This is a genomic window from Cryptosporangium japonicum (assembly GCF_039524755.1).
Classification (GTDB): Bacteria; Actinomycetota; Actinomycetes; order Mycobacteriales; family Cryptosporangiaceae; genus Cryptosporangium; species Cryptosporangium japonicum.
This window is the reverse complement of the sequence record NZ_BAAAGX010000020.1, coordinates 110,532-130,565: the sequence shown is the minus strand read 5'-3', so window position 1 is coordinate 130,565 and position 20,034 is coordinate 110,532. Positions and strand designations below refer to the sequence as shown.

General features: G+C 72.6%; 18 protein-coding genes. 15 read left to right on the top strand and 3 right to left on the bottom strand.

Annotated elements, in window-relative coordinates; all coding sequences use genetic code 11:
• Positions 1-16 precede the first annotated feature (16 nt).
• The 6 genes from ABD437_RS25705 to ABD437_RS25680 all read left to right on the top strand — a co-directional run bounded on the left by ABD437_RS25705 (position 17) and on the right by ABD437_RS25680 (position 7,584).
• Entirely contained in the window at positions 17-2,746 is a 2,730-nt protein-coding gene (locus tag ABD437_RS25705) for a helix-turn-helix transcriptional regulator (protein WP_344651491.1), read from the top strand.
• Between the two features lie 93 nt (positions 2,747-2,839).
• A complete protein-coding gene (locus ABD437_RS25700; RefSeq protein ID WP_344651490.1) occupies positions 2,840-3,592 on the top strand; it encodes an ABC transporter ATP-binding protein in 753 nt (250 codons plus the stop codon).
• Entirely contained in the window at positions 3,592-4,308 is a 717-nt protein-coding gene (locus ABD437_RS25695; protein ID WP_344651489.1) for an ABC transporter ATP-binding protein, read from the top strand. Before ABD437_RS25700 ends, ABD437_RS25695 begins: the two co-directional genes overlap by 1 nt.
• The gene (locus tag ABD437_RS25690; RefSeq protein ID WP_344651488.1) at positions 4,309-5,175 is read left to right on the top strand and encodes a branched-chain amino acid ABC transporter permease; all 867 of its coding nucleotides are present in this window, start codon (positions 4,309-4,311) and stop codon (positions 5,173-5,175) included.
• A 5-nt stretch (positions 5,176-5,180) separates the two neighbouring features.
• Positions 5,181-6,263: a branched-chain amino acid ABC transporter permease gene (locus ABD437_RS25685; RefSeq protein WP_344651487.1), complete on the top strand. Its 1,083-nt coding sequence runs from the start codon at positions 5,181-5,183 to the stop codon at positions 6,261-6,263.
• 43 nt (positions 6,264-6,306) lie between these two features.
• Positions 6,307-7,584 carry an ABC transporter substrate-binding protein gene (locus ABD437_RS25680; RefSeq protein WP_344651486.1) on the top strand — a complete coding sequence of 426 codons (1,278 nt, stop codon included), beginning with the start codon at positions 6,307-6,309 and terminating at the stop codon, positions 7,582-7,584.
• Positions 7,585-7,642: 58 nt separating this feature from the next.
• Here the strand turns inward: ABD437_RS25680 and ABD437_RS25675 are convergent, their stop codons facing one another.
• A complete protein-coding gene (locus ABD437_RS25675) occupies positions 7,643-8,011 on the bottom strand; it encodes a winged helix-turn-helix transcriptional regulator (RefSeq protein ID WP_344651739.1) in 369 nt (122 codons plus the stop codon).
• A gap of 96 nt (positions 8,012-8,107) precedes the next feature.
• Between ABD437_RS25675 and ABD437_RS25670 the strand changes: the two genes are divergently transcribed.
• Complete coding sequence (locus tag ABD437_RS25670) at positions 8,108-8,935, top strand: SDR family oxidoreductase (RefSeq protein ID WP_344651485.1); 828 nt, start codon at positions 8,108-8,110, stop codon at positions 8,933-8,935.
• A gap of 32 nt (positions 8,936-8,967) precedes the next feature.
• Complete coding sequence (locus tag ABD437_RS25665; protein WP_344651484.1) at positions 8,968-10,164, top strand: GNAT family N-acetyltransferase; 1,197 nt, start codon at positions 8,968-8,970, stop codon at positions 10,162-10,164.
• Positions 10,165-10,254: 90 nt separating this feature from the next.
• Here ABD437_RS25665 and ABD437_RS25660 read toward each other — a convergent pair whose 3' ends face one another.
• Positions 10,255-11,028, bottom strand: a complete 774-nt coding sequence (locus ABD437_RS25660; protein ID WP_344651483.1) for a tyrosine-protein phosphatase — start codon at positions 11,026-11,028, stop codon at positions 10,255-10,257.
• 1,293 nt (positions 11,029-12,321) lie between these two features.
• On the opposite strand from ABD437_RS25660, the gene ABD437_RS25655 reads away from it, so the two are divergent.
• The 3 genes from ABD437_RS25655 (at position 12,322) to ABD437_RS25645 (ending at position 14,760) form a co-directional block, all read left to right on the top strand.
• Positions 12,322-12,546, top strand: a complete 225-nt coding sequence (locus tag ABD437_RS25655) for a hypothetical protein (RefSeq protein WP_344651482.1) — start codon at positions 12,322-12,324, stop codon at positions 12,544-12,546.
• 20 nt (positions 12,547-12,566) lie between these two features.
• A complete protein-coding gene (locus ABD437_RS25650; protein WP_344651481.1) occupies positions 12,567-12,911 on the top strand; it encodes a hypothetical protein in 345 nt (114 codons plus the stop codon).
• A 67-nt stretch (positions 12,912-12,978) separates the two neighbouring features.
• Positions 12,979-14,760 carry an endonuclease/exonuclease/phosphatase family protein gene (locus ABD437_RS25645; RefSeq protein ID WP_344651480.1) on the top strand — a complete coding sequence of 594 codons (1,782 nt, stop codon included), beginning with the start codon at positions 12,979-12,981 and terminating at the stop codon, positions 14,758-14,760.
• Here ABD437_RS25645 and ABD437_RS25640 read toward each other — a convergent pair.
• Positions 14,753-15,772, bottom strand: a complete 1,020-nt coding sequence (locus ABD437_RS25640) for a saccharopine dehydrogenase NADP-binding domain-containing protein (protein ID WP_344651479.1) — start codon at positions 15,770-15,772, stop codon at positions 14,753-14,755. The two genes, ABD437_RS25645 and ABD437_RS25640, sit on opposite strands and share 8 nt — an antisense overlap.
• Before the next feature lie 192 nt (positions 15,773-15,964).
• On the opposite strand from ABD437_RS25640, the gene ABD437_RS25635 reads away from it, so the two are divergent.
• The 4 genes from ABD437_RS25635 to ABD437_RS25620 all read left to right on the top strand — a co-directional run bounded on the left by ABD437_RS25635 (position 15,965) and on the right by ABD437_RS25620 (position 20,012).
• Complete coding sequence (locus ABD437_RS25635; protein WP_344651478.1) at positions 15,965-18,250, top strand: putative bifunctional diguanylate cyclase/phosphodiesterase; 2,286 nt, start codon at positions 15,965-15,967, stop codon at positions 18,248-18,250.
• 77 nt (positions 18,251-18,327) lie between these two features.
• On the top strand, positions 18,328-18,690 hold the full coding sequence (locus ABD437_RS25630) for an ArsR/SmtB family transcription factor (protein WP_344651477.1): 363 nt from the start codon (positions 18,328-18,330) through the stop codon (positions 18,688-18,690).
• Entirely contained in the window at positions 18,665-19,138 is a 474-nt protein-coding gene (locus tag ABD437_RS25625) for an SRPBCC family protein (protein ID WP_344651476.1), read from the top strand. Before ABD437_RS25630 ends, ABD437_RS25625 begins: the two co-directional genes overlap by 26 nt.
• Positions 19,139-19,151: 13 nt before the next feature.
• Positions 19,152-20,012: a TIGR03620 family F420-dependent LLM class oxidoreductase gene (locus tag ABD437_RS25620; protein WP_344651475.1), complete on the top strand. Its 861-nt coding sequence runs from the start codon at positions 19,152-19,154 to the stop codon at positions 20,010-20,012.
• Positions 20,013-20,034: the final 22 nt, after the last annotated feature.

The window sequence follows — 20,034 nt, the reverse complement described above, 5'->3', positions numbered from 1 at the left end:
GGTAACAATCCTGGCTATGAGTCTGGTCGGGCGGGACGGGGAACTGCGTCGGATCGCCGCGCTCCGGGAGCGCGCGCTGGCCGGCTCCGGTGGCGGTGCGCTGCTGATCCACGGCGCGCCGGGGGCGGGCAAGACCGCGCTGCTGCGTACCGACGCGCCCGGGTTCCTGGTGCTCGACGCGGCCGGGGTGGGGGCCGAGACCGATCTGCCGTTCGCCGCGCTGCAGCAGGTGCTGATGCCCCTCGCGGCCGACCTCGACCGGCTGCCGCCCGCGCAGGCCGTGGTGCTGCGCCGCGCGCTCGAGACCGGCGACGACGTGCCGCGGTTCGCGCTCTGCGTCGCGGTGCTGAACCTGCTGGTGCTCGCCGGGCGGCGGCAGCCGGTGCTGGTGCGTGTCGACGACGCCGACGTGATCGACGTGGCCTCGCGCGACGTGCTCGCGTTCGCGGCGCGGCGGGTGGCGTCGGAGAACGTGGTGGTGCTGGCGACCGCGACCGACCTGGTCGCGGCGGCGGCGACCGGCCCGGTGCTGCCGGGGGTCGAGCGGCTGCCGCTGCCCGGCCTGGACGTCGCGGCCGGCACGGAGCTGATCGCTTCGGCCGGGCTGAGCCACGAGGTCGCGATCGAGCTCGTGCGGCTGTGCGCGGGCGCGCCGCTCGCGCTGCGTGAGGTGGCCGGGGCGCTCTCGGTCGAGCAGGCCCGCGGGCGGGCGCCGCTCCCGGTCGAGTTCCCGCGCGGCAGCCGCATCCGCCGCGCCTACGACACCCGCCTGCGCGCGCTGCCCGGCGGCGCCCGTGAGCTGCTGCTCGTCCTCGCCGCCGATCCGGAGGGCCTCGACCTGGACACCGTGTCGGAGCTCGCGGCCGAGGCGGTGGACGCCGCGGATCCGGATGCTGCTGACGCCGCGGAAGCCTCGGGGATCGTGCACGTGGTGGACGGGCGGATGCGGTTCCGGACACCGCTGGTCGCCGGATCGGTCTACCGGGGGGTGTCGCCCGAGCGGCGGCGGGCCGTGCACCGGCGGATCGCCGACGCGCTCGACCCGGTGCGGCCCGAGCACCGGCTCCGCCGTCTCTGGCACCTGGCCGCGGTCGAACCGTCGGAACCGCTCGCGCGTGAGCTCGCCGACGCCGCCGAGGAGGTCCGCGGCCGCGGCGACCACGCCGCCGCGTCGCTCGCCTCGGAGCGGGCCGCCGACCTCAGCCGGGACGGCGCCGAGCTGCTCCTCGCCGCGGCCCGCGACGCCTGGCTCGCCGGGCGCCCGCACCGAGCCGGTGTGCTGCTCACCCGGCTGCGCCCGGCGCCGGCCGCGGTCACCACCGGCGGCCGCCGCGACCTGCTCCGGGGCCAGATCGAGCTGCGCGCGGGCTCCCCGGCGGCCGCGCACGAGACGCTGCTCGGCGCGTCCGACCGCCTCGCCGCCCGTGACCGCACCGCCGCGGTCGTCGCGCTGCTGCACGCCGGTGAGGCGAGCTTCCTCACCGGCAACCTCCGCCGCTACGTCGACATCTCGCTGCGTGTCCTCGCGCTGCGCGAGGGCGGCGAACCCCCCGAGCGCGAGCTGATGTTCGAGTACGCCGCCGGGATGATGGCGCTGTTCCGCGGACGCCACACCGAGGCCGTCCGACGCCTGCGCAACGTCGTCGACCTGGTGCCGCGCACCGACGACCCGACCGCGATGAACTGGGGAACGCTCGCCGCGTTGATGCTCGGTGAGGAGTCGCTGGCGCTCGGGCTCACCGAACGGTCCGGCGCCGTGGCCAGGGCCCGCGGCCAGCTCGCCCTGGTGCCGCGCACGCTGGAGCTGGCCACGTTCGCGCAGCTCTGGCTCGGGCGCTACAACGGCGCGCTGGCGTCGGCCCAGGAGGGCCTGCGGCTCGCCCAGGAGGCCGGCCTGGACAACTCGGTCGCGTTCCACCGCTCGTTGCTCGCGTTGTTCTCGATGTTCCAGGGCGACGACGACGCCGGTCTGCGTCACGCCCAGGCCGCCACCGCGATCGCCGCCGAACGTGGTCTGGCGATGCCGCACTCGATGTCGTCCTGGGCGCTGGCCCACCGGGACCTGTCCGCCGGGCGGGCCGCCGACGCCGCCGGGCGGCTGCGCGCGGTCGCCACCGCCGGCGGTGGGCCGGGATACGTCACCGGGCGCGTGCTCACCGCGCCGCACTTCGTCGAGGCGGCCGTGCGGTGCGGCGACCGCACCGGCGCGGTCGAGGCCACCGAGCTGTTCGGCCGCTGGGCCACGAGCACCGGCAGCACCGCGGCCCGGGCATTGCTCGCCCGCTGCCAGGCGCTCACCGCCACCGACCCGGACGACGCCGAGGACGCCTACCGGGAGGCGATCCGGCTGCACCAGCTCGGCGACTCGGACTTCGAGCACGCCCGCACCGAACTGCTCTACGGACGTGACCTGCGCCGACGCCGGGGCCCGTCGGCGGCGAGAACCCATCTGCGCTCGGCCCACGACACGTTCGACCGGCTCGGGGCCACGGCCTGGGTGGAGCAGAGCCGGGCCGAGCTGCGCGCGACCGGCGAGGCGGTGCGTCCGGTCGAGACCCGGCTGGAGGGCGCGCTCACCGCCCAGCAGCTCACGATCGCCCGGATCGTCGCCGAGGGGGCCACCAACCGCGAGGTGGCCGCGCAGCTCTATCTGAGCCCGCGGACCGTCGACCACCACATGCGCAACATCTTCGTGAAGCTCGGGGTGCGCTCCCGCGTCGAGCTCGTCCGGCTACTCACCGGATAATTCGGGCGATACCTACACCGGCGATATCGCCGATGCGGGTAAGTGCGCTGGTCACCGAGTATTTCGTCGTCGACGACGACGAAAGGGACGCCGGTGAACAATGGACTGTCCGTGCAGGGCGTCGGCGTGCGGTTCGGCGGGCTGGTCGCGCTGGAGGGCGTCTCGGTCGAGGTCCCGCCGGGCTCGGTCGTCGGGGTGATCGGCCCGAACGGCGCCGGCAAGACCACGCTGTTCAACGTCGTGTGCGGGTTCGTGCGCCCCACCGCGGGCTCCCTGCACTGGGACGGCGAGCCGTTCCGTCCCCGCCCCGACCGCCTGGCCGCCGCCGGCATCGCACGCACGCTGCAGGGCCTCGGCCTGTTCGCCGGCCTCACCGTGGCCGAGAACGTGATGATCGGCGCCCACCGCCGGTCGCGGTCCGGGTTCGCCGCCGCGCTGTTCGGCCTTCCGCGCTCCGATCGCGACGAGCGTGAGCTGCGTGGCCTGGCCGCCGAGACGCTCGACGCGCTGGGCATCGGCGCGGCCGCCGACAGCCACCCCGGGGTGCTCCCGTACGCGGTGCAGAAGAAGGTGGCGCTGGCCCGCGCGCTGGTCACCCGCCCCCGGCTGCTGCTGCTCGACGAACCCGCCGGCGGCCTCGGGTCCGAGGAGGTCGACGAACTCGCCGAGCTGATCCGCTCGCTGTCGTGCGCCGTCCTGCTGGTCGAGCACCACATGGACCTGGTCATGTCGGTCTGCGACCGGATCGTCGTCCTCGACTTCGGCAAGCGCATCGCCGACGGCACCCCGGCCGAGATCCAGGCCGACGAGCGGGTCACCGAGGCCTACCTGGGCGTGGCGTCCTGATGGCGCCGCTGCTCGAGGTGGAGAACCTGACCTGCGGCTACGGTCCGGTCGAGGTGCTGCGTAACGTCTCGCTGAGCGTCGAGCGCGGCTCGGTGCTGGCGGTGCTGGGCGCGAACGGCGCCGGGAAGACCACGCTGTTGCGCACGCTCTCCGGCCTGATCCGCCCCACCGCCGGACGGATCGTCTTCGACGGCGCCGACGTGCGTGGCGTCGCGGTGGAGAAGCTCGTCCGGCGGGGGATCGCCCACGTGCCGGAGGGGCGCGGGGTGGTGGCCGAGCTGACCGTCGACGAGAACCTGCGCCTCGGCGGGCTCTGGCGCCGCGACCGGGCCGACGCCCAGGCCGCGCTGGCCGAGGTGTACGAGCTGTTCGAGCCGCTGGCGCGGCGCCGGCGCAGCGTGGGCCATCAGCTCTCCGGCGGCGAGCGGCAGATGCTCAGCGTCGGCCGGGCGCTGGTGGCGCGGCCGTCGTTGCTGCTGCTCGACGAACCGTCGCTCGGCCTGGCGCCGCGGGTGACCGCGCAGATCCTCGCGCTGCTGGCGCAGCGGTGCGAGAGCACCGGGCTGACCGTGCTGCTGGTCGAGCAGAACGTGCGCAGCGCGCTGTCGATCGCCGACCACGGTGTCGTGCTGTCGGTCGGTGAGGTCGCGATGTCCGCGCCCGCCGCCCGGCTGAAGGACGACGACGACCTCCGCCACGCCTACCTGGGGTTCTGAATGGATCGCTTCCTGTTCCTGACGATGGACGGGGTCACGCGCGGCACCATCTACGCGGCGTTCGCGCTCGCGTTGGTGCTGATCTGGCGCGGTACCCGGGTGGTGAACTTCGCGCAGGGTGCGATGGCGGTCGCCACCGTCTACATCGCGTACTCGGTCTCGGGCGCGACCGGCTCCTACTGGCTGGGGTTCGCCTCGGCGCTGGTGGGGGCCGCGCTGCTCGGGGCGGTGATCGAGCTGGTCGTGGCCCGGCGGGTGCACGACGCACCCCCGCTCAACGCGATCGTGGTGGCGATCGGCCTGGTGCTGTTCCTGCAGGCGGTGCTGGGCATGATCTACACGAACGAGTACCTGGCGTTCCCGGCGCCGTTCAGCCAGAACGCGGTGTTCGCCGGCGTCTCGCCCTACGACGTCTTCGTGTTCGGCGTCGTCGTCGCTCTCCTGGGCGTCCTGACGTGGCTGTTCACCCGCACCCCGCTGGGGCTTCGGATGCGTGCGTCGGCGTTCGCGCCCGAGGTGTCGCGGTTGCTCGGCGTCGACGTCGCGCTGATGCGGACGCTCGGCTGGGTGCTGGCCGCGGTCGTCGGCTCGCTGGCCGCGCTGCTGGTCATCCCCACCGAGCTGGGGCTGCACCCCACCGCGATGGACGACGTGTTCGTGGCCGCGTTCACCGCGGCCGTGGTGGGTGGGCTGGACAGCCCGGCCGGCGCGGTGCTGGGCGGGCTGATCGTCGGCGTGCTGCTGTCCTACGTCGGCGGTTACGTCCGCAGCGACGCCACACCGCTGGCGGTGCTCGGGCTGCTGGTCGTGGTGCTGCTGGTGCGTCCGGGCGGCTTGTTCGCGGTTCCTTCGGCGAGGCGGGTGTGAGCGGGATGGCGAACTCCACGGACACGGCCACCGTGGCCCCGGCGCCGCCGCGGGCCCGGGCCACGACGGGGCGGCGCGGGAACACGCTGCTGCGCCACGTGCTGATCGCGACCGTGGTCGGGGTGGTCGTGGTGATCGCGACCTACCAGATCGAACCGTTCCGCAACTACCAGCTGGCGACGATCGGCGCGTACCTGTGCGTGCTGCCGGGCCTGATCCTGCTCACCGGGTTCACCGGCCAGATCTCGCTCGGGCACGGCGCGCTGATGGCCGCCGGTGCGTACACGGTGGCGCTGACGCCGGACCTCCCGTTCCTGTTCTCGCTGCTCGCCGGGGTGCTGGTGGCCACCGTGCTCGGCGCGGTGATCGGCGTCGCCGCCGCCCGCCTGCACGGGCCCTACCTGGCCGGGGCCACGCTCGCGGTCGCGGTCAGCGTGCCCGCTGTGACCACGACGTTCGACGGGCTGTTCGGCGGCGACGCCGGGCTCACGTTCGCGGTGTCGCCGGCCCCGGCGTCGCTGGGCGCGTACTTCCCGTTCGAGCGCTGGCAGGCGTGGATCACGCTGCTCGGGGCGGCGGTGGTGATGCTGCTGCTGGCCAACCTCGTCCGGAGCCGGTTCGGCCGCACGCTGCGTGCCGTGCGCGACGACGAGGTGGCCGCGTCGCTGGCCGGCATCCACGTCGGACGCGTGCGTGTGCTGGCGTTCGTGCTCTCGGCCGCGGGCGCCGGGCTCGGCGGCGGGATGTTCGCGCTGCTCGCGCAGAGCGTCTCGCCGGGTGCGTACGGGCTGACGCTCTCGCTCAACCTGATGCTCGCGATCGTGCTGGGCGGGCTGGGCGGCCTGCGTGGCGCGGTGTGGGGCGCGATCGTGCTGGTCGCGCTCCAGCCGCTGGCCGACTGGGCCACCTCGGGCCTCGACGCCGACCCGGCGCTGCAGCAGCGCCTGGAGGGCACGCTCCCGCTCGCGATCTTCGGCGCGGCGCTGATCGTCGTGATGACGACGGCGCCGGGCGGGCTCGACGCGCTCGTCACCCGCGCCCTGCGCCGCCTGCGCGGTGCCCGCCGCTCGGACCCCGCGGCGCGCTAGCGCCGCAGTTGCCGTCCGTCCCACCCCCACAGAAGGGCCGCTCATGTTCCGAATCGCACGGCGCGGTGTCGCCGTCGCCGCCGCGCTGGCGCTCGTGGTCTCGGCCGCCGCGTGTTCCGAGGACTCGCCGGGCGGAAACGGCGCCGCCGTGCCCGGCGTCACCGACACCTCGATCCTCGTCGGTACGCACCAGCCGCTCACCGGCCGCGCCGCCGCCGGCTACTCGAAGATCTCCGCCGCCACCAAGGCGTACTTCGACTACGTCAACGAGAAGGGTGGCGTGAACGGCCGGAAGATCGAGTACAAGGTCGTCGACGACGCCTACAACCCGGCGAAGACGCAGGAGGTCGTGCGCCAGCTCGTCCTGCAGGACAAGGTCTTCGCGATCCTCAACGGGCTCGGCACCCCCACCCACGGCGGGGTGCTCGACTTCCTGAAGACCAACAAGGTGCCCGACCTGTTCGTGTCGTCCGGCAGCGCGCTGTTCAACCAGCCGTCGAAGTACCCCTCGACGTTCGGGTTCAACGTGGACTACGTGACCGAGTCGAAGGTGCTCGCGAACTACGTCAAGAAGACGTTCCCCGGCCGGAAGGTCTGCTTCTTCGGCCAGAACGACGACTTCGGCACCGACGCTCTGAAGGGCGTCGAGACCGTGCTCGGGCCGGTGGCCGCGAAGCAGAACTACGTGCCGACGAACACCAACGTCGCACCGCAGGTCGGAGCGTTGAAGGCGGCCGGGTGCCAGGTGAACGTCCTGGCCACGATCACCCCGTTCACCGCGCTCACGCTGGGCACCGCGGCGAAGCTCGGCTACCGGGCGCAGTGGGTCGGCAGCAGCGTCGGCGGCGACTTCGTCGGGCTCTCCGCGCTGCTCGGCAAGCCCGCGCCGCTCCTGCTCGAGGGCTACGTGACCTCGGGTTACCTGCCGAGCCCGCTGGACGAGGCGAACCCCTGGACGAAGCTGTTCAAGGACATCAACACCAAGTACAACGGCAACACCCCGTTCGAGGTCAACACGCTCTTCGGCATGGCGGTCGGCTACACGTTCGTGCAGGCGCTGCAGGCGGCGGGGAAGGATCTGACCCGCTCGTCGTTGCTGGAAGCGATCGAGAAGGGCGGGTTCGAAGGGCCGTCGCTGGTGCCGATGCGGTACTCGAAGGACGACCACTCCGGGTTCAGCGGGACGCAGATCTCGGTGATCAAGGGTGGGAAGCAGGCGCTCGTCGACACCCCGTACGTCACCGACACCGGCAGCGGGCCGGTCGAGCCGTACACGGGCACGCCGGCGACTCCGCCGTCGAGCGGCATCCCGGCCGCCTGAGTTCGTTCGCTCGCGACGCCCGGCCCCACTGGGGCCGGGCGTCGTGTGCTGTCCGGGCCTACTTGGGGCGGGCGTCGTACGCGGCCTGGGCCTCGGTGACCTGCGGGACCCGTGCTTCGAGCAGCTGGACGAGCGTGAACAGCTGCTCGGCGATCTCGGCGCCGAGCAGCGTCAGCGTGTACTCGACCCGCGCCGGGATCGTCGCCAGCACCTCGCGGTGCACGAGCCCGTCGCGCTCGAGCGTCTGCAGGGTCTGGGCCAGCATCTTCTCGCTCACCCCGTCCACCCGGCGGCGCAGCGCGTTGAACCGGTAGGCACCCTCGCGCAGCGCCACCAGCGCGAGCACCCCCCACTTGCCGGTGACGCTCTCCAGCGTCCGCCGTGAGGCGCAGCCGCGCGCGAACACGTCCGCGACCAGCTCCGGCATGTCGTCCACACCATGAGTGTACTCACTCGCAGTTGGCACTTTCGAAAAGTTAGTACAAGCTAGGGGTGATCGAAGAGTCCGTCAGAGGAGAACGTCGTGATCACCGTCACCGCCGCAACCGGCCACCTCGGCCGCCTGGTCATCGCCGACCTGCTCGACCGGGGCGTCCCGGCGAGCGAGATCACCGCCGCCGTGCGGACCCCGTCGAAAGCCGCCGACCTGGGCGTCCGCGTGGTCGAGGCGGACTACGACCGCCCCGAGACCCTGGCACCGGCCTTCGCCGGCACCGACCAGCTGCTGTTCATCTCCGGTGACACGCTCGAACAGCACACGAACGTGATCGACGCCGCCCGCGCGGCCGGCGTCGGGCTGACCGTCTACACGAGCGGCCTGCGTGCCGACACCAGCAGCCTCACGCTGATGTCCGGGAAGCACGCGCCCACCGAGCGGGCGATCGTCGCGTCGGGCATCCCCTACGTGTTCCTGCGCAACGGCTGGTACCTCGAGAACTACACCGCGCAGATTCCGCAGTTCGTCGAGAACGGCGTAATTCTCGGGGCGGCCGGGGACGGGCGCGTCTCGGCCGCGAGCCGGGCCGACTACGCGGCCGCCGCGGTTGCCGCGCTGCTGGCTCCGGTGCCCGGCTCGGTCTACGAGCTCGGCGGGGACGAGGCCTTCACGATGTCGGAACTGGCGGCGGAGGTCACCCGCGCGACCGGGACGACGGTCGTTTACAAGAACCTGTCCGAGGCCGAGTACGCCGAGACGCTGACCGGGTTCGGCGTCCCCGCGCCGTTCGCCGCGGTGCTCGCGAACGCCGACCGTGGCCTGTCGGTCGGCGACCTCCACGTCGACAGCGGTGACCTGCACCGCCTCATCGGACGCGCCCCCACCACCCTCGCGGCCGCGCTGAAATCGGCGTGACACGTCCGCCGGGCAGGTGATGGAGTGGCGGTGTGCGTTCTGATGCCGCCACTCCCTCCGCCCGGATCCTCGAGACGCCGGAGGAGCTCGAAGCCGCGTTCGACGTGTTCCGGATCGCGCTGGTCGGGCTGCCGCCGCTACCGGCGCCGGCCACCGAGATCAGCGAACCGGGCCGCACGTTCGGCGGTTACCTCGACGGCGAACTGGTCGGCACCGCCGCGTCCTACACCACCCACGTCGTCGTGCCCGGCGGCGCGCGGCTGCCGCACGCCGCGGTGACCAGGGTCGGCGTCCTGCCCACCCACACCCGCCGCGGCGTGGCGCGCGCCCTGATGAACGCCCAGCTCACCGACGCCAGGGAGCGGGGCGTGGTGATCGCGACGCTCCGGGCCGCCGAGGGCGGTATCTACGAGCGGTACGGCTACGGGGTGGCCGGGCGCATCGAGCTGGCCTCGGTGGCGGCCCGGCGCGCGGTCCTGCGCCCAGGTGTCGGTGGCGGCGCCGCGGTGCGGCTCGCCCGCCCCGCCGAGGCCTGGCCGCTGCAGCGGGCCGTCTACGAGCGGATCGACCCGTCCTGGACCGGCGCGATCTCCCGGTCGGACGAGTGGTGGGCGGGCCGGCGGCTGCGTGTGCTCGACCAGAAACAGCAGTACGTGGTGGCCGTGTGCGGCCCGCCGGGCGCGGAGACCGGGTACGTCCGGTACCACCCGGCCGGTGACGAGGAGTCGATCCACGTCGACGACCTGGTCGCGGCCGACGACGATGCCCGAGCCGCGTTGCTGCGGTACCTGTTCTCGATCGACCTGGTCGAGACCGTGAAGTTCGACGCGTTGGCGCTGGACGACCCGCTGCGCGTGATGCTCGTCGACGAGCGGCCGGTGCGCACCGACTCGATCGAGGACGAGATCTGGCTGCGGCTCGTGGACGTCCCGGCGGCGCTGGCCGCGCGGACGTACCGGGGGAGCGGCGCGGTCGTGGTGGGCGTCGTCGACGGGGTCGTCGCGCCGAACGCGGGCTCGTACTGGATCAGCGCGTCCGGCGCGAAACCGACGACGGCCGAGCCCCACCTCGTCGTGGACGTCGCGGCGCTCGGAGCGGTGTACCTCGGGGGAACGACCTGGCGGCAGCTCGCCGCGGCCGGCCGGGTGACCGGTGACCTGTCGCTGGTGCCGGCGGCCGACGAGCTCTTCGCGACGTCGTCCGCGCCGTTCTGCGGCACGTTCTTCTAGGCCGGGCGCCGCGGCTGGGTTGCGGCTGGGTGCGGGCCAGGTCTGGAGGCAGGTCGCCCCGGCCCCCGGGGATGGGGCCGGGGCGCCGGTTCAGCTGTCGCGGCCCGTCTCGTTGGTGAGGAACGCCGTGCGGAACCGGGAGAGTTCGGCATCGGTGAATCCGTGGGCGAGCAACCACCCGGCGCCGCCCCCGAACACCGTGGTCAGCTGGTCGAGGAACTCGGCCATCGTCTCCGCCCGGGCCCGCCGCGACTCCTCGGGCAGGTCACGCCGCACCGCCGGCACCCCTCCGCCGGCCGCCTCGAGCCGGCGCACGACCCGCTCGAACACCGCCGCCATGTTCGCGTCGGTGAGCGCGTAATCGGCCACGATCTCCTCCCGGCGCACCCCCACCGAGTCGAGCAGGATCGCCACGAGCGTCCCGGTGCGATCCTTCCCGGCCGCACAGTGCACGAGCGCAGGCTGACTGTCGGGATCAGCGAGCACCCGAGCAGCGGCGACCACCCGCTCCGCCCCCGACCCCAGATACCCCAGGTAGTGGCCGGACAGGTTCCCCCGCATGATCTCCGGCACCACCTGCCCCACCCCGGGGTCACTGCTCATCCAGTGGTTCGCGTACCCGAGCCCGGCGCGCTGAAGCGGCCCGGGCCCGTCGCGCTCCACCTCTTCACGCGACCGCAGATCGACCACCTGACGCAGCCCGCGCTCGTCGACGAGCACACGCACGTCACCGGGCGTGAGCTCAGCCGGCGAATCCGACCGGTACAGCCGCCCGAACCGCGTCCGCCGCCCATCGGTGGTGTGCAGCCCGCCGAGGTCCCGGACGTTGCTGGCCCCCTCCAACACCACGACGCGCTCCACCATCGGTGCCCCTCCCACCCCACGACCGGGTAACCGTACGACCGGCGCTGATGTCGGCCCCGATGTGAGGCCCGTCCCTCGCCGAATCATGCTTCACGACGGCGGCGTTCGCGTTGTCCTCCGAGAACACGACCGTCATGGAGGCGCAGCGCACCAGGGCTCCAACCGTGGCGCCCACTCCCGCGAATCGGCCCTGAACCATCGCGCGACGTGCGCACCCGCCTCGACGAGAGCCGATCAGCGAAACCTGATCGCTTCACCGCCCGACGGCGCGACCCGCCCCGGAGCGCAAATGTCACCACGAGAAGTCGATCCCGCCGCTCGCGCGCGAGTTCCTCTGTGGCTGGTCGACGCTCCCAGATCGGCGGATCCCGCTCGGGCGGGTCTTGCGCAGCTACGGCAACGCGATCGTCCCGAGCAGTCAAACAGGCCCACCGAGCCGCGGTGAACGACGTCCGAAAGCGCGCATTCGGCGAGAGACCAGCGCTGACCAACCCGCCGACGTCCAATGTGCCGACGTCCAATGTGCTGACGTCCAATGTGGTGACGTCCAATGTGCCGACGACCGGCGTGGCGATGACTAGCGTGCCGACGACCGGCGTGGCGATGACTAGCGTGCCGACGACCGGCGTGGCGATGACTAGCGTGCCGACGACCGGCGTGCCGATGACTAGCGTGCCGACGACTGACCTAGCGGCAACTGACCTAGCGCTCCGTTGCGCCGCTCGCGGCAAGCCTCGGTGACCACGATGCTGGCGGCGAACAGGGCCAAACCCAGCGGCACCGACCTGCCGACGACACCGCACTATCTCCGGCACGCCTCGGCCAGCGCGATCCCCGCAGCGCCCACGCCTCAAGCCCAGCGCCGAGCATCCTGGCGATCGCGCCTGAAGCCCAACGCGGAGCACCTTGGGGACCAGGCCGAACCACCCGCAGCCCGTCTCGATCAGGACGATGCCAATCGGCTGAAACGAGGTCAAACCTACGACAGCGCACGCAGCAGGAAGCTTCGAGCCACAGCAGCCACCGGCGAAACGGCACGCGCACGCACACCCGCGGCGCACCGGCGAGAAGACCCCCGCACAGCCGGCCGACAAAGCCACATAACCACTGGTCACAGCCCCGCAAGCCATCTGGGGGTCTGCACGGTGGTCCGTATCCTCCATTCAGAGCAATGTTGATCACTCAACGGACACCTCGGCCAGATTTCTGGGTCAACCGACCGAATTGGCAGTCGCTCCGGGCCGAGGGCCTCGTTAGGCCAGGAGAGAGGGTCGAGATCCAGGGGGAAACGCCATGGAGAAGCGCGAAACCACGGTGTTGGTGGAGTTGGTCAGATCGGCCTCCGGAAAGGACGATCGGGCGCGCGTGACGCGCCGGTGTCCGGTACCGGGGCGCCAGGCGGTCGTGGACGCCACCGAGTTGGACGCCGCGACCACGGTCGGAGCGCCGGGGGGCGATCTCCGCTGGCTGGTGCGGCTGGTGCCGGCCTTGCTCGTCGCGATGGCGCCGGGCCATTGACGTTCCGGAGCGGCGGTGTGATGACCGGTGGTGACGATCGGCGCCGGACGAGCGGGTGGGGGGCCCGCCCCGACGACGAGCGGAGAACAACGCCCGCTGTCGAGCGGAACCCCACGCCCGACGGCGGACCGAACCCCACGCCCGACGGCGGACCGAACCCCACGCCCGACGGCGGACCGAACCCCACTACCGACGCCGAATGGGGGACGACACCCGACGACGACCTCGACGCGGGCCTGACGCCCGAGGAGCTGGCCGCCGAGCGGGCGGCGGCCCGGGAGACCCTCCGCCGGCTGCACGTACCGGCCGGCGGAGTGTGTGACTGGTGCGGCCGCCCGTTCCCGTGTCCGGATTCCCAGAGCTGATAGTCCATTAGGCCAACAGTTCGTGGATGTGCGGGCTTGTACCGAACTGGTATGGCGTAATACCCGCATGTTGAGACGAACTGCTCTGGGCCTGGTGCTCGTGGGCGGTGTGCTCGTGAGCGCACCGGCGCAGGCCGCGACCGCGACACGGATCCACGACGTGCAGGGAGCCGCCCACGTCTCGCCGCTGCGCGGCACCGTGGTGAGCGTTCCCGGCGTCGTCACCGCGAAGGCGTCCAACGGCTTCTACCTGCAGGATCCGCGGCCGGACCGGGATCAGCGCACGTCCGAGGCGATCCTGGTGTTCACCGGTTCGGCGCCGACGGTCGCGGTCGGCGACGCGGTCACGGTCGAGGGCACCGTCACCGAGTTCCGGCCCGGTGGCGCCGACGGCACGGCCAACCTGACGACCACCGAGCTGACGTCGCCGACCGTCACCGTCACCTCGTCGGGCAACCCGCTGCCCGCGCCGACCGTGCTCGGTGCCGGCGGCCGGCGCCCCCCGACCACGGTGATCGAGAACGACGCCAAGGGCGACGTCGAAGCCGGCGGCACGTTCGACCCGGCCACCGACGGCATCGACTTCTACGAGTCGCTGGAGTCGATGCGGGTGCGGGTGAACGGCGCGGTGGCGGTGGGCCCCACGAACTCGTTCAACGAACTGCCGGTGCTGGCCGACCGCGGCCGCGGCGCCGGCCCGCACAGCGTCCGCGGCGGCATCGTGGTGCGGCCGGACGACGCGAACCCGGAACGCGTCATCCTCGACGACGGGCTGGGCTTCGCGCCCCCGAAGGCCGACGTCGGGGCGACCGCGGCCCGGCCGGTGGACGGGGTGGTGAGCTACGGCTTCGGCAACTTCAAGGTGATCCTGACCGCGGCCGCGTCCTTCGCCGGCACGAAGGCGCCCGAGACGACCCGCGCCGACACCGCGGCCGAGCTCTCGGTGGCCACGTTCAACGTGGAGAACCTGGACCCGAACGACCCACCGGCGAAGTTCGCGCGGCTGGCGTCGATCATCGTCGGGAACCTGCGTGCTCCGGACGTGCTGGCCCTGGAAGAGGTGCAGGACAACACCGGGGCCACCAACGACGCGACGGTGGCCGCCGACCGCACGTACGCGACGCTGATCGCGGCGATCACGGCCGCGGGCGGCCCGGCCTACACGTACCGGCAGATCGACCCGGTGAACAACGCCGACGGCGGTGAGCCGGGTGGCAACATCCGGGTCGGGTTCCTGTACGCGGCGAGCCGGGGCGTCTCGTTCGCCAGCGCGCCGGCCGGTGACGCGACCACGCCGGTCGCGGTGACGGGCACCGGGCACCTCTCCCTCAACCCCGGCCGCATCGCACCCGCCGACCCGGCCTGGGCCGACAGCCGCAAGCCGCTGGCGGGCGAGTTCGTGTTCCGGGGCCGGTCGGTGTTCGTGATCGCGAACCACTTCGTCTCCAAGGGCGGTGACCAGCCGCTGTTCGGCCGGTTCCAGCCACCGGCGCAGTCGTCGGCGGCCAAGCGCGGCAAGCAGGCCGCGCTGGTGAACGGGTTCGTGAAGCAGGTGCTGGCCCGGGACCCGCAGGCACGCATCGCGGTCGTCGGTGACCTCAACGACTTCGAGTTCTCCCCGACGGTGAAGACGCTGGCCGGCACGCAGCTGGTGGACCTGCCGGCGACGCTGCCGGTGGCCGAGCGGTACACCTACGTCTTCGACGGCAACTCGCAGGTGCTCGACCACATCCTGCTCAGCCGCGCGGCGGCGCGGTCGTACTCGTACGACGTGGTGCACGTGAACGCCGAGTACGCCGACCAGGCGAGCGACCACGACCCGCAGCTGGTTCGGCTGAAGGTCAGCTGACCGCGAGCACGAACGCACCGAGCTCCTCCAGCCGTCGCAGGAAGGGCCCGGCGGGGAAGGTCTCCGCCGGGCTCCGTACGCCGGTGCCCGGCTCGCGGTGGTAGTCCGACGCGAGATCGAGCGCCGCCTCCACCGACGCCACCGCGCCCGCCCACCAGATGTCGTGCCCGGTGACGTGGGCGGTGCGGTGGACGCCGCCCGCGACGACCTCGGCCGCCACCGTGAACGCGGTCGCGGCACGCTCGGTGTCGTCGACGTGTTCGGACGTGAAGACCTGCGGCTCGGTGAACGTCGTCGCGGTGAGCAGCACCTCCACCGCGTCTGTCGGGACGTGCCGGGGGATCGTCACCGCGTCGCCGGTGGGGAACGGGCCGATCATCATCCGCGGGCCCAGTGGAGCGGGGAAGACGTAGGTGGTGGTGTACATCGGCAGCGGGCCGACCCGCTGCGCGCCGTCGGTGAACGTGATCCGTTCGACCTCGTTGATCAGCAGATCGGCCGTGCGGCGGGCGCCGCTGGTCATCCGCCAGCCGCTCACCGCGTAGCCGACCGTGACCTTCTCGACGCGCGGCATCCCCTCCGCGGCCAGCGCCGCCAGCAGATCGCCGAGGCCGCCGTAGAAGCTCATCCCGGGCACGATCCGGACGCCTGCACCGGAGTAGGACTCGAACAGGTCCTTGACGTGGTGCACCTCGACCGCGTGGTCGACGTAGTGGGTGCCGACGTCGATCGCCGCGGCCACGACCGGCGGGCCGGTGAGCGCGTACGGCCCGGCGCAGTGGATGAGCACCGGCGCGCTCGCGGCCAGCGCGCGTAAGGCCTCCGGATCGTCGAGCGCGGCCGGCCGGACCGTTACCCGATCGCCTTCGCCCAGGTCGGCGGCGAGTTCGATCAGTCCGGTGGCATCCCGGCCGCCGAGGACGACCGGGTGACCACGGGCGAGCAGTTCGGTGGCGACGAGCCGGCCGGTGTGGCCGGTGGCGCCGTACACGGCGATCGGTACCGCAGACATGAGCGCTCCCCGTTTTGTTCGAACGCGTGTTCGAAGTTACGCTACGCCAATCGAACGGCATCAGGTAGTCACTGTTCACCTCCCTGTGGATTGCCGCCGTATCCTGGCCGGACGTCTCAGGTCGGCACCGATTTGGACGACTCCAGATGACAAGGGGCCGCCCGCGGCGCCCGGAGCCGGAGGAGACCAGCCATGGCCGAGCGCTCCGTGGCGGCTTCCGTCGCCCGGGTCGTCCGCTGGGTCTGCGCGCTGCTCGGCGCCGCGCTCGCCGTGCACCTGGCCTGGGTCTGGTCCGGCCACGGCGACGGCTCGCCTCTGCACCTCTGGTCGTCCTGGGCGCTGATCGAGATCATCCTGCTGACCAGCGCCGTTCTGGTCGGCCTGCGGTGCGTCCTGATGCCGTCCCAGCGGGTGGCCTGGGCGCTGATCGGCGCCGTGGCGGCTTTCAACGGCGCCGGGTACGTCGTCTGGGACCGGCTCCTCTCGTCCGGTGACCCGCTCCCGTCGTTCTCGCTCGCGGACGCGTTCTGGCTGCCCCCGCTGCCGCTGCTGGGCATCGCCGTCTGGATGATGTCCCGCCCGCTGGTCGGGGGCGTCGGGGCGGTCCGGGTCTGGGACGCGGTCGTCGCGGGCACGCTGGGCGCCGCGGTGATGGCGCTGGTGCTCGGCCGCTCGGTGCTGAACTGGACCGGGGCCTCGCCGCTGGACGCGATCGTCACGCTCGGGTACCCGGCGCTGACGATGGTGCTGGTCGGCATGATCGGCTCGATCGCGGCGCTGGCGGGCTGGCGCCTGGACGCGCGCTGGCGCCTGCTCTCGGCCACGGTCCTCGTGTTCGCGGTGGCCAACGGCCTGGTCAGCCGCGTGCTGGCGGACGGAGGCGGCGGCGTCGAGCGGGTGGACCAGCTCGCCGGCGTGATCGGCCTGCTGCTCGCGGCGGCGGCCTGGCAGCGCTCGCGCCGGATGGCCGACCGCCCGCTCGACCTGTGGACGCTGCTCGCTCCGCTGGTGTGCGCCGCGTCGGCGGTGATCGTGCTGGCGGTCGGGGCGCTCACCGAGCAGCCGCCGGTGGCCGAGGTGCTGGCGGCCGTCTGCGTGCTGGCGGCGCTGGTCCGCGTCGGCTTCGGCATCCGCGTGCTGCTCGACGCGGGCGAACAGCAGCGGCTGGCGATCACCGACGAGCTCACGGGGCTCTACAACCGGCGGGGCTTCCTCCGCGGCGTCGAGGAGGCGCTGGCCGCCGACACCCGCCGGACGCACGCGATCCTGCTGCTGGACCTGGACCGGTTCAAGGAGGTCAACGACGGCCTCGGGCACCAGGTCGGCGACCAGCTGCTGTCGGCGCTGGCGCCCCGGCTGGCCGGCGCGCTCGGGCCGGACGACCTGCTGGCACGCCTCGGTGGCGACGAGTTCGCCGTGCTCACCGCGCACGGCGAACTCGAGCAGCTGGCCGAGCGCCTGCTGGCCGCGGTACGCAGCCCGCTCCCGGTCGGTGGCATCGTGGTGCCGACCGACGTCAGCATCGGGATCGCGGTCGAGGGTGACACGCCGGCCGGCCGCACCGTCGGCGAACGCACGCTGGAGCTGCTGCGCTGCGCGGACACCGCGATGTACCGGGCGAAGACCGAGCGGCGCGGCTGGGTGCGCTACGACTCGCTCGGCCCCGACCGGCAGCGCGACTCGCTGGAGCGGGCGTCCGAGCTGCGGGCGATGCTGACCGGGGCGACGTCCGCGGTGGCGCCCTACGGTGACCTTGAGCTGCACTACCAGGCGCTGGTGGCGGCCGACGTGGCCGCGCCGCCGCGGGTGGAGGCGCTGGTGCGCTGGTGCCACCCACTGCACGGGATGATCGCGCCGGACCAGTTCCTCGGGCTCGCCGAGCGCACCGGGTTGACCCCGTTCCTCACCCGGCGGGTTCTGGGCCTGGCCCTGGATCAGGCCGCCCGCTGGGGCCGGGTGGGTCCGCTCGTGCAGGTCTCGGTGAACCTCGCCGCCTCCGACCTGCTGCACCCCACGCTCGTCGAGGAGATCCTGGACGGCCTGGCCACGCGCGGCCTGTCGCCGTCGACGCTGACGGTGGAGATCACCGAACAGGTCGCGATCGGCGACCTGGACACCGGCCGGGACGTCCTGGCGGCGCTGCGCCGGGCCGGTGTGGGCGTCGCGATCGACGACTTCGGCACCGGCTACTCGGCGCTGTCGTACCTGCAGCGGCTCCCGGCCACCGAACTCAAGCTCGACCGGTCGCTCACCGCGAAGCTCGACGACCCGGCCGCCGCCGCGATCGCCCGCGCCTGCATCGACCTCGCCCACACGCTGGGGCTGGAGGTCGTCGCCGAGGGCGTGGAGACCCCGGAGCAGTCCCGGGCGCTGGTGGCGGCGGGCGCCGACCGTCTGCAGGGATGGCTGTTCGGAAAGGCCCAGCCCGGCGGTACGCAACCGCCCGTGACCACGTACCCGCTGGTTTCCGCGCTCTGAATTCCCGCCGACCGGTTGACACGGCCGACGCGTGCCCCCATTCTTAACCCATCGGTTCTAGAACTAGGTGGTTATGAATGGCGCTCGATCAGCTCAGCCTGGTGTTCGGCGCGTTGGCCGATCCGACGCGTCGCGCGATCCTCGCCCGCCTGGCCGGCGGAGACGCGACGGTCGCCGAGCTGAGCGGCCCGTTCGCGATGTCCCAGCCGGCGATCTCCAAGCACCTGAAGGTGCTCGAGAACGCCGGGCTCATCTCGCGGTCGCGCCGGGCGACCGCGCGCCTGAGTCACCTGGAGGCCCGACCGATGCGCGACGCCACCGACTGGCTCGCCTCCTACCGGCAGTTCTGGGAGGCCAGCCACGAACGACTCGACGAACTGCTCGCCGAACTGCAGAACTCGAACGGAGAACCCGATGCCCGAGACCGAGATCACCGCTGAGCCCGGTACGTCGCAGGTCGTCGTCAGCCGGGAGTTCGACGCCCCGCGCGACCTGGTGTTCCGCTGCTTCACCGACCCCGACCTGATCCCGCGCTGGCTCGGCCCCCGCGAGCTCACCACGCGGGTCGAGGAGTACGACCTGAAGGACGGCGGGCGCTACCGCTACGTGCACGTCGACGCCGAGGGCAACGAGTACGCGTTCCGGGGCGTGTTCCACGGCGACCCGGCGCCCGAACTGACGGTCCAGACGTTCGAGTTCGAGGGCATGCCCGGTCACGTCGCGCTGGAAGCGGTCACGATGACCGAGTCCGGCGGCCGCACGCGGGTGCGCACGCTGTCGAGCTTCCAGTCGGTGGAGGACCGCGACGGCATCATCGCGTCCGGAATGGAGGTCGGGGTCCGCGACTCCGACGAGCGTCTCGCCGAGCTGCTCACCGAACTCCGGTAATACTGTCGGGGGTATGGCAGAACGACTCGTGAGTGTCTGGCAGCCCTACTTCCTCGCGTCCAAGGATCGGGACGCCGTGCTCGAGACCGCCGTCGAACTCGAAGAGCTGGGCTACACCCGGATCTGGTTCTCGGCCGGTTTCCAGGACGGCGTCCCGACCCGTTTCCGGGAGCTCCTCGACGGGACCGAACGGATCGGCGTCGCCCCGGGAATCCTCAGCATCTGGCACTCGGACCCGGCCGACGTGGCCGGCTTCGTCGCCGATGCCGAACGCGACCACCCCGGCCGGTTCCTGCTCGGGCTCGGGACGAGCCACGCGGTGATCGTCGACAACGACGACCGGCGGTACCGCAAGCCCTACTCGAAGATGGTCGAGTACCTGGACGCGCTGGACGCCGCCGGCGTCGCCCCCGACCAGCGCGTCCTCGCCGCGCTCGGGCCGCGCATGCTCGAGCTCTCCCGCGACCGGTCGCGCGGCGCGCACCCGTACTTCATCCCGGTCGAACACACCGCGGAGGCCCGTGCGGCGCTCGGCCCCGGTGCGCTGCTCGCGCCCGAGGTGGCGGTCGTCCTGGAAGCCGACGCCGAGCGAGCGCGCGCCGTCGCCCGGGAGTACACGGCGGGCTACCTGACGCTGCCGAACTACACCAGGAACCTGCAGCGGTTCGGCTGGACCGAGGCGGACTTCGCGAACGGCGGCAGCGACGCGCTCGTCGACGCTTTGATCCCGTGGGGCACGCCCGAGCAGGTCGCGGCCGGCCTGGAGAAACACTACGAGGCCGGTGCCGACGAGGTGACGATCCAGGTGCTGGGCGTCGAGCGCCGCGAGTTCCCCCGGGAGGCGTTCCGCGCTCTGGCGGCCGCACTGAACTGACCCGGTGGATCGGTGAAGTCGC

Bases quoted from the DNA above. Each gene is read 5' to 3' on its own strand.
- ABD437_RS25705 (WP_344651491.1), top strand. From the start codon at position 17: ATGAGTCTGGTCGGGCGGGACGGGGAACTGCGTCGGATCGCCGCGCTC.
- ABD437_RS25695 (WP_344651489.1), top strand. From the start codon at position 3,592: ATGGCGCCGCTGCTCGAGGTGGAGAACCTGACCTGCGGCTACGGTCCG.
- ABD437_RS25690 (WP_344651488.1), top strand. From the start codon at position 4,309: ATGGATCGCTTCCTGTTCCTGACGATGGACGGGGTCACGCGCGGCACC.
- ABD437_RS25685 (WP_344651487.1), top strand. From the start codon at position 5,181: ATGGCGAACTCCACGGACACGGCCACCGTGGCCCCGGCGCCGCCGCGG.
- ABD437_RS25680 (WP_344651486.1), top strand. From the start codon at position 6,307: ATGTTCCGAATCGCACGGCGCGGTGTCGCCGTCGCCGCCGCGCTGGCG.
- ABD437_RS25675 (WP_344651739.1), bottom strand. From the start codon at position 8,011: ATGCCGGAGCTGGTCGCGGACGTGTTCGCGCGCGGCTGCGCCTCACGG.
- ABD437_RS25660 (WP_344651483.1), bottom strand. From the start codon at position 11,028: ATGGTGGAGCGCGTCGTGGTGTTGGAGGGGGCCAGCAACGTCCGGGAC.
- ABD437_RS25655 (WP_344651482.1), top strand. From the start codon at position 12,322: ATGGAGAAGCGCGAAACCACGGTGTTGGTGGAGTTGGTCAGATCGGCC.
- ABD437_RS25650 (WP_344651481.1), top strand. From the start codon at position 12,567: ATGACCGGTGGTGACGATCGGCGCCGGACGAGCGGGTGGGGGGCCCGC.
- ABD437_RS25645 (WP_344651480.1), top strand. From the start codon at position 12,979: ATGTTGAGACGAACTGCTCTGGGCCTGGTGCTCGTGGGCGGTGTGCTC.
- ABD437_RS25640 (WP_344651479.1), bottom strand. From the start codon at position 15,772: ATGTCTGCGGTACCGATCGCCGTGTACGGCGCCACCGGCCACACCGGC.
- ABD437_RS25635 (WP_344651478.1), top strand. From the start codon at position 15,965: ATGGCCGAGCGCTCCGTGGCGGCTTCCGTCGCCCGGGTCGTCCGCTGG.
- ABD437_RS25630 (WP_344651477.1), top strand. From the start codon at position 18,328: ATGGCGCTCGATCAGCTCAGCCTGGTGTTCGGCGCGTTGGCCGATCCG.
- ABD437_RS25625 (WP_344651476.1), top strand. From the start codon at position 18,665: ATGCCCGAGACCGAGATCACCGCTGAGCCCGGTACGTCGCAGGTCGTC.
- ABD437_RS25620 (WP_344651475.1), top strand. From the start codon at position 19,152: ATGGCAGAACGACTCGTGAGTGTCTGGCAGCCCTACTTCCTCGCGTCC.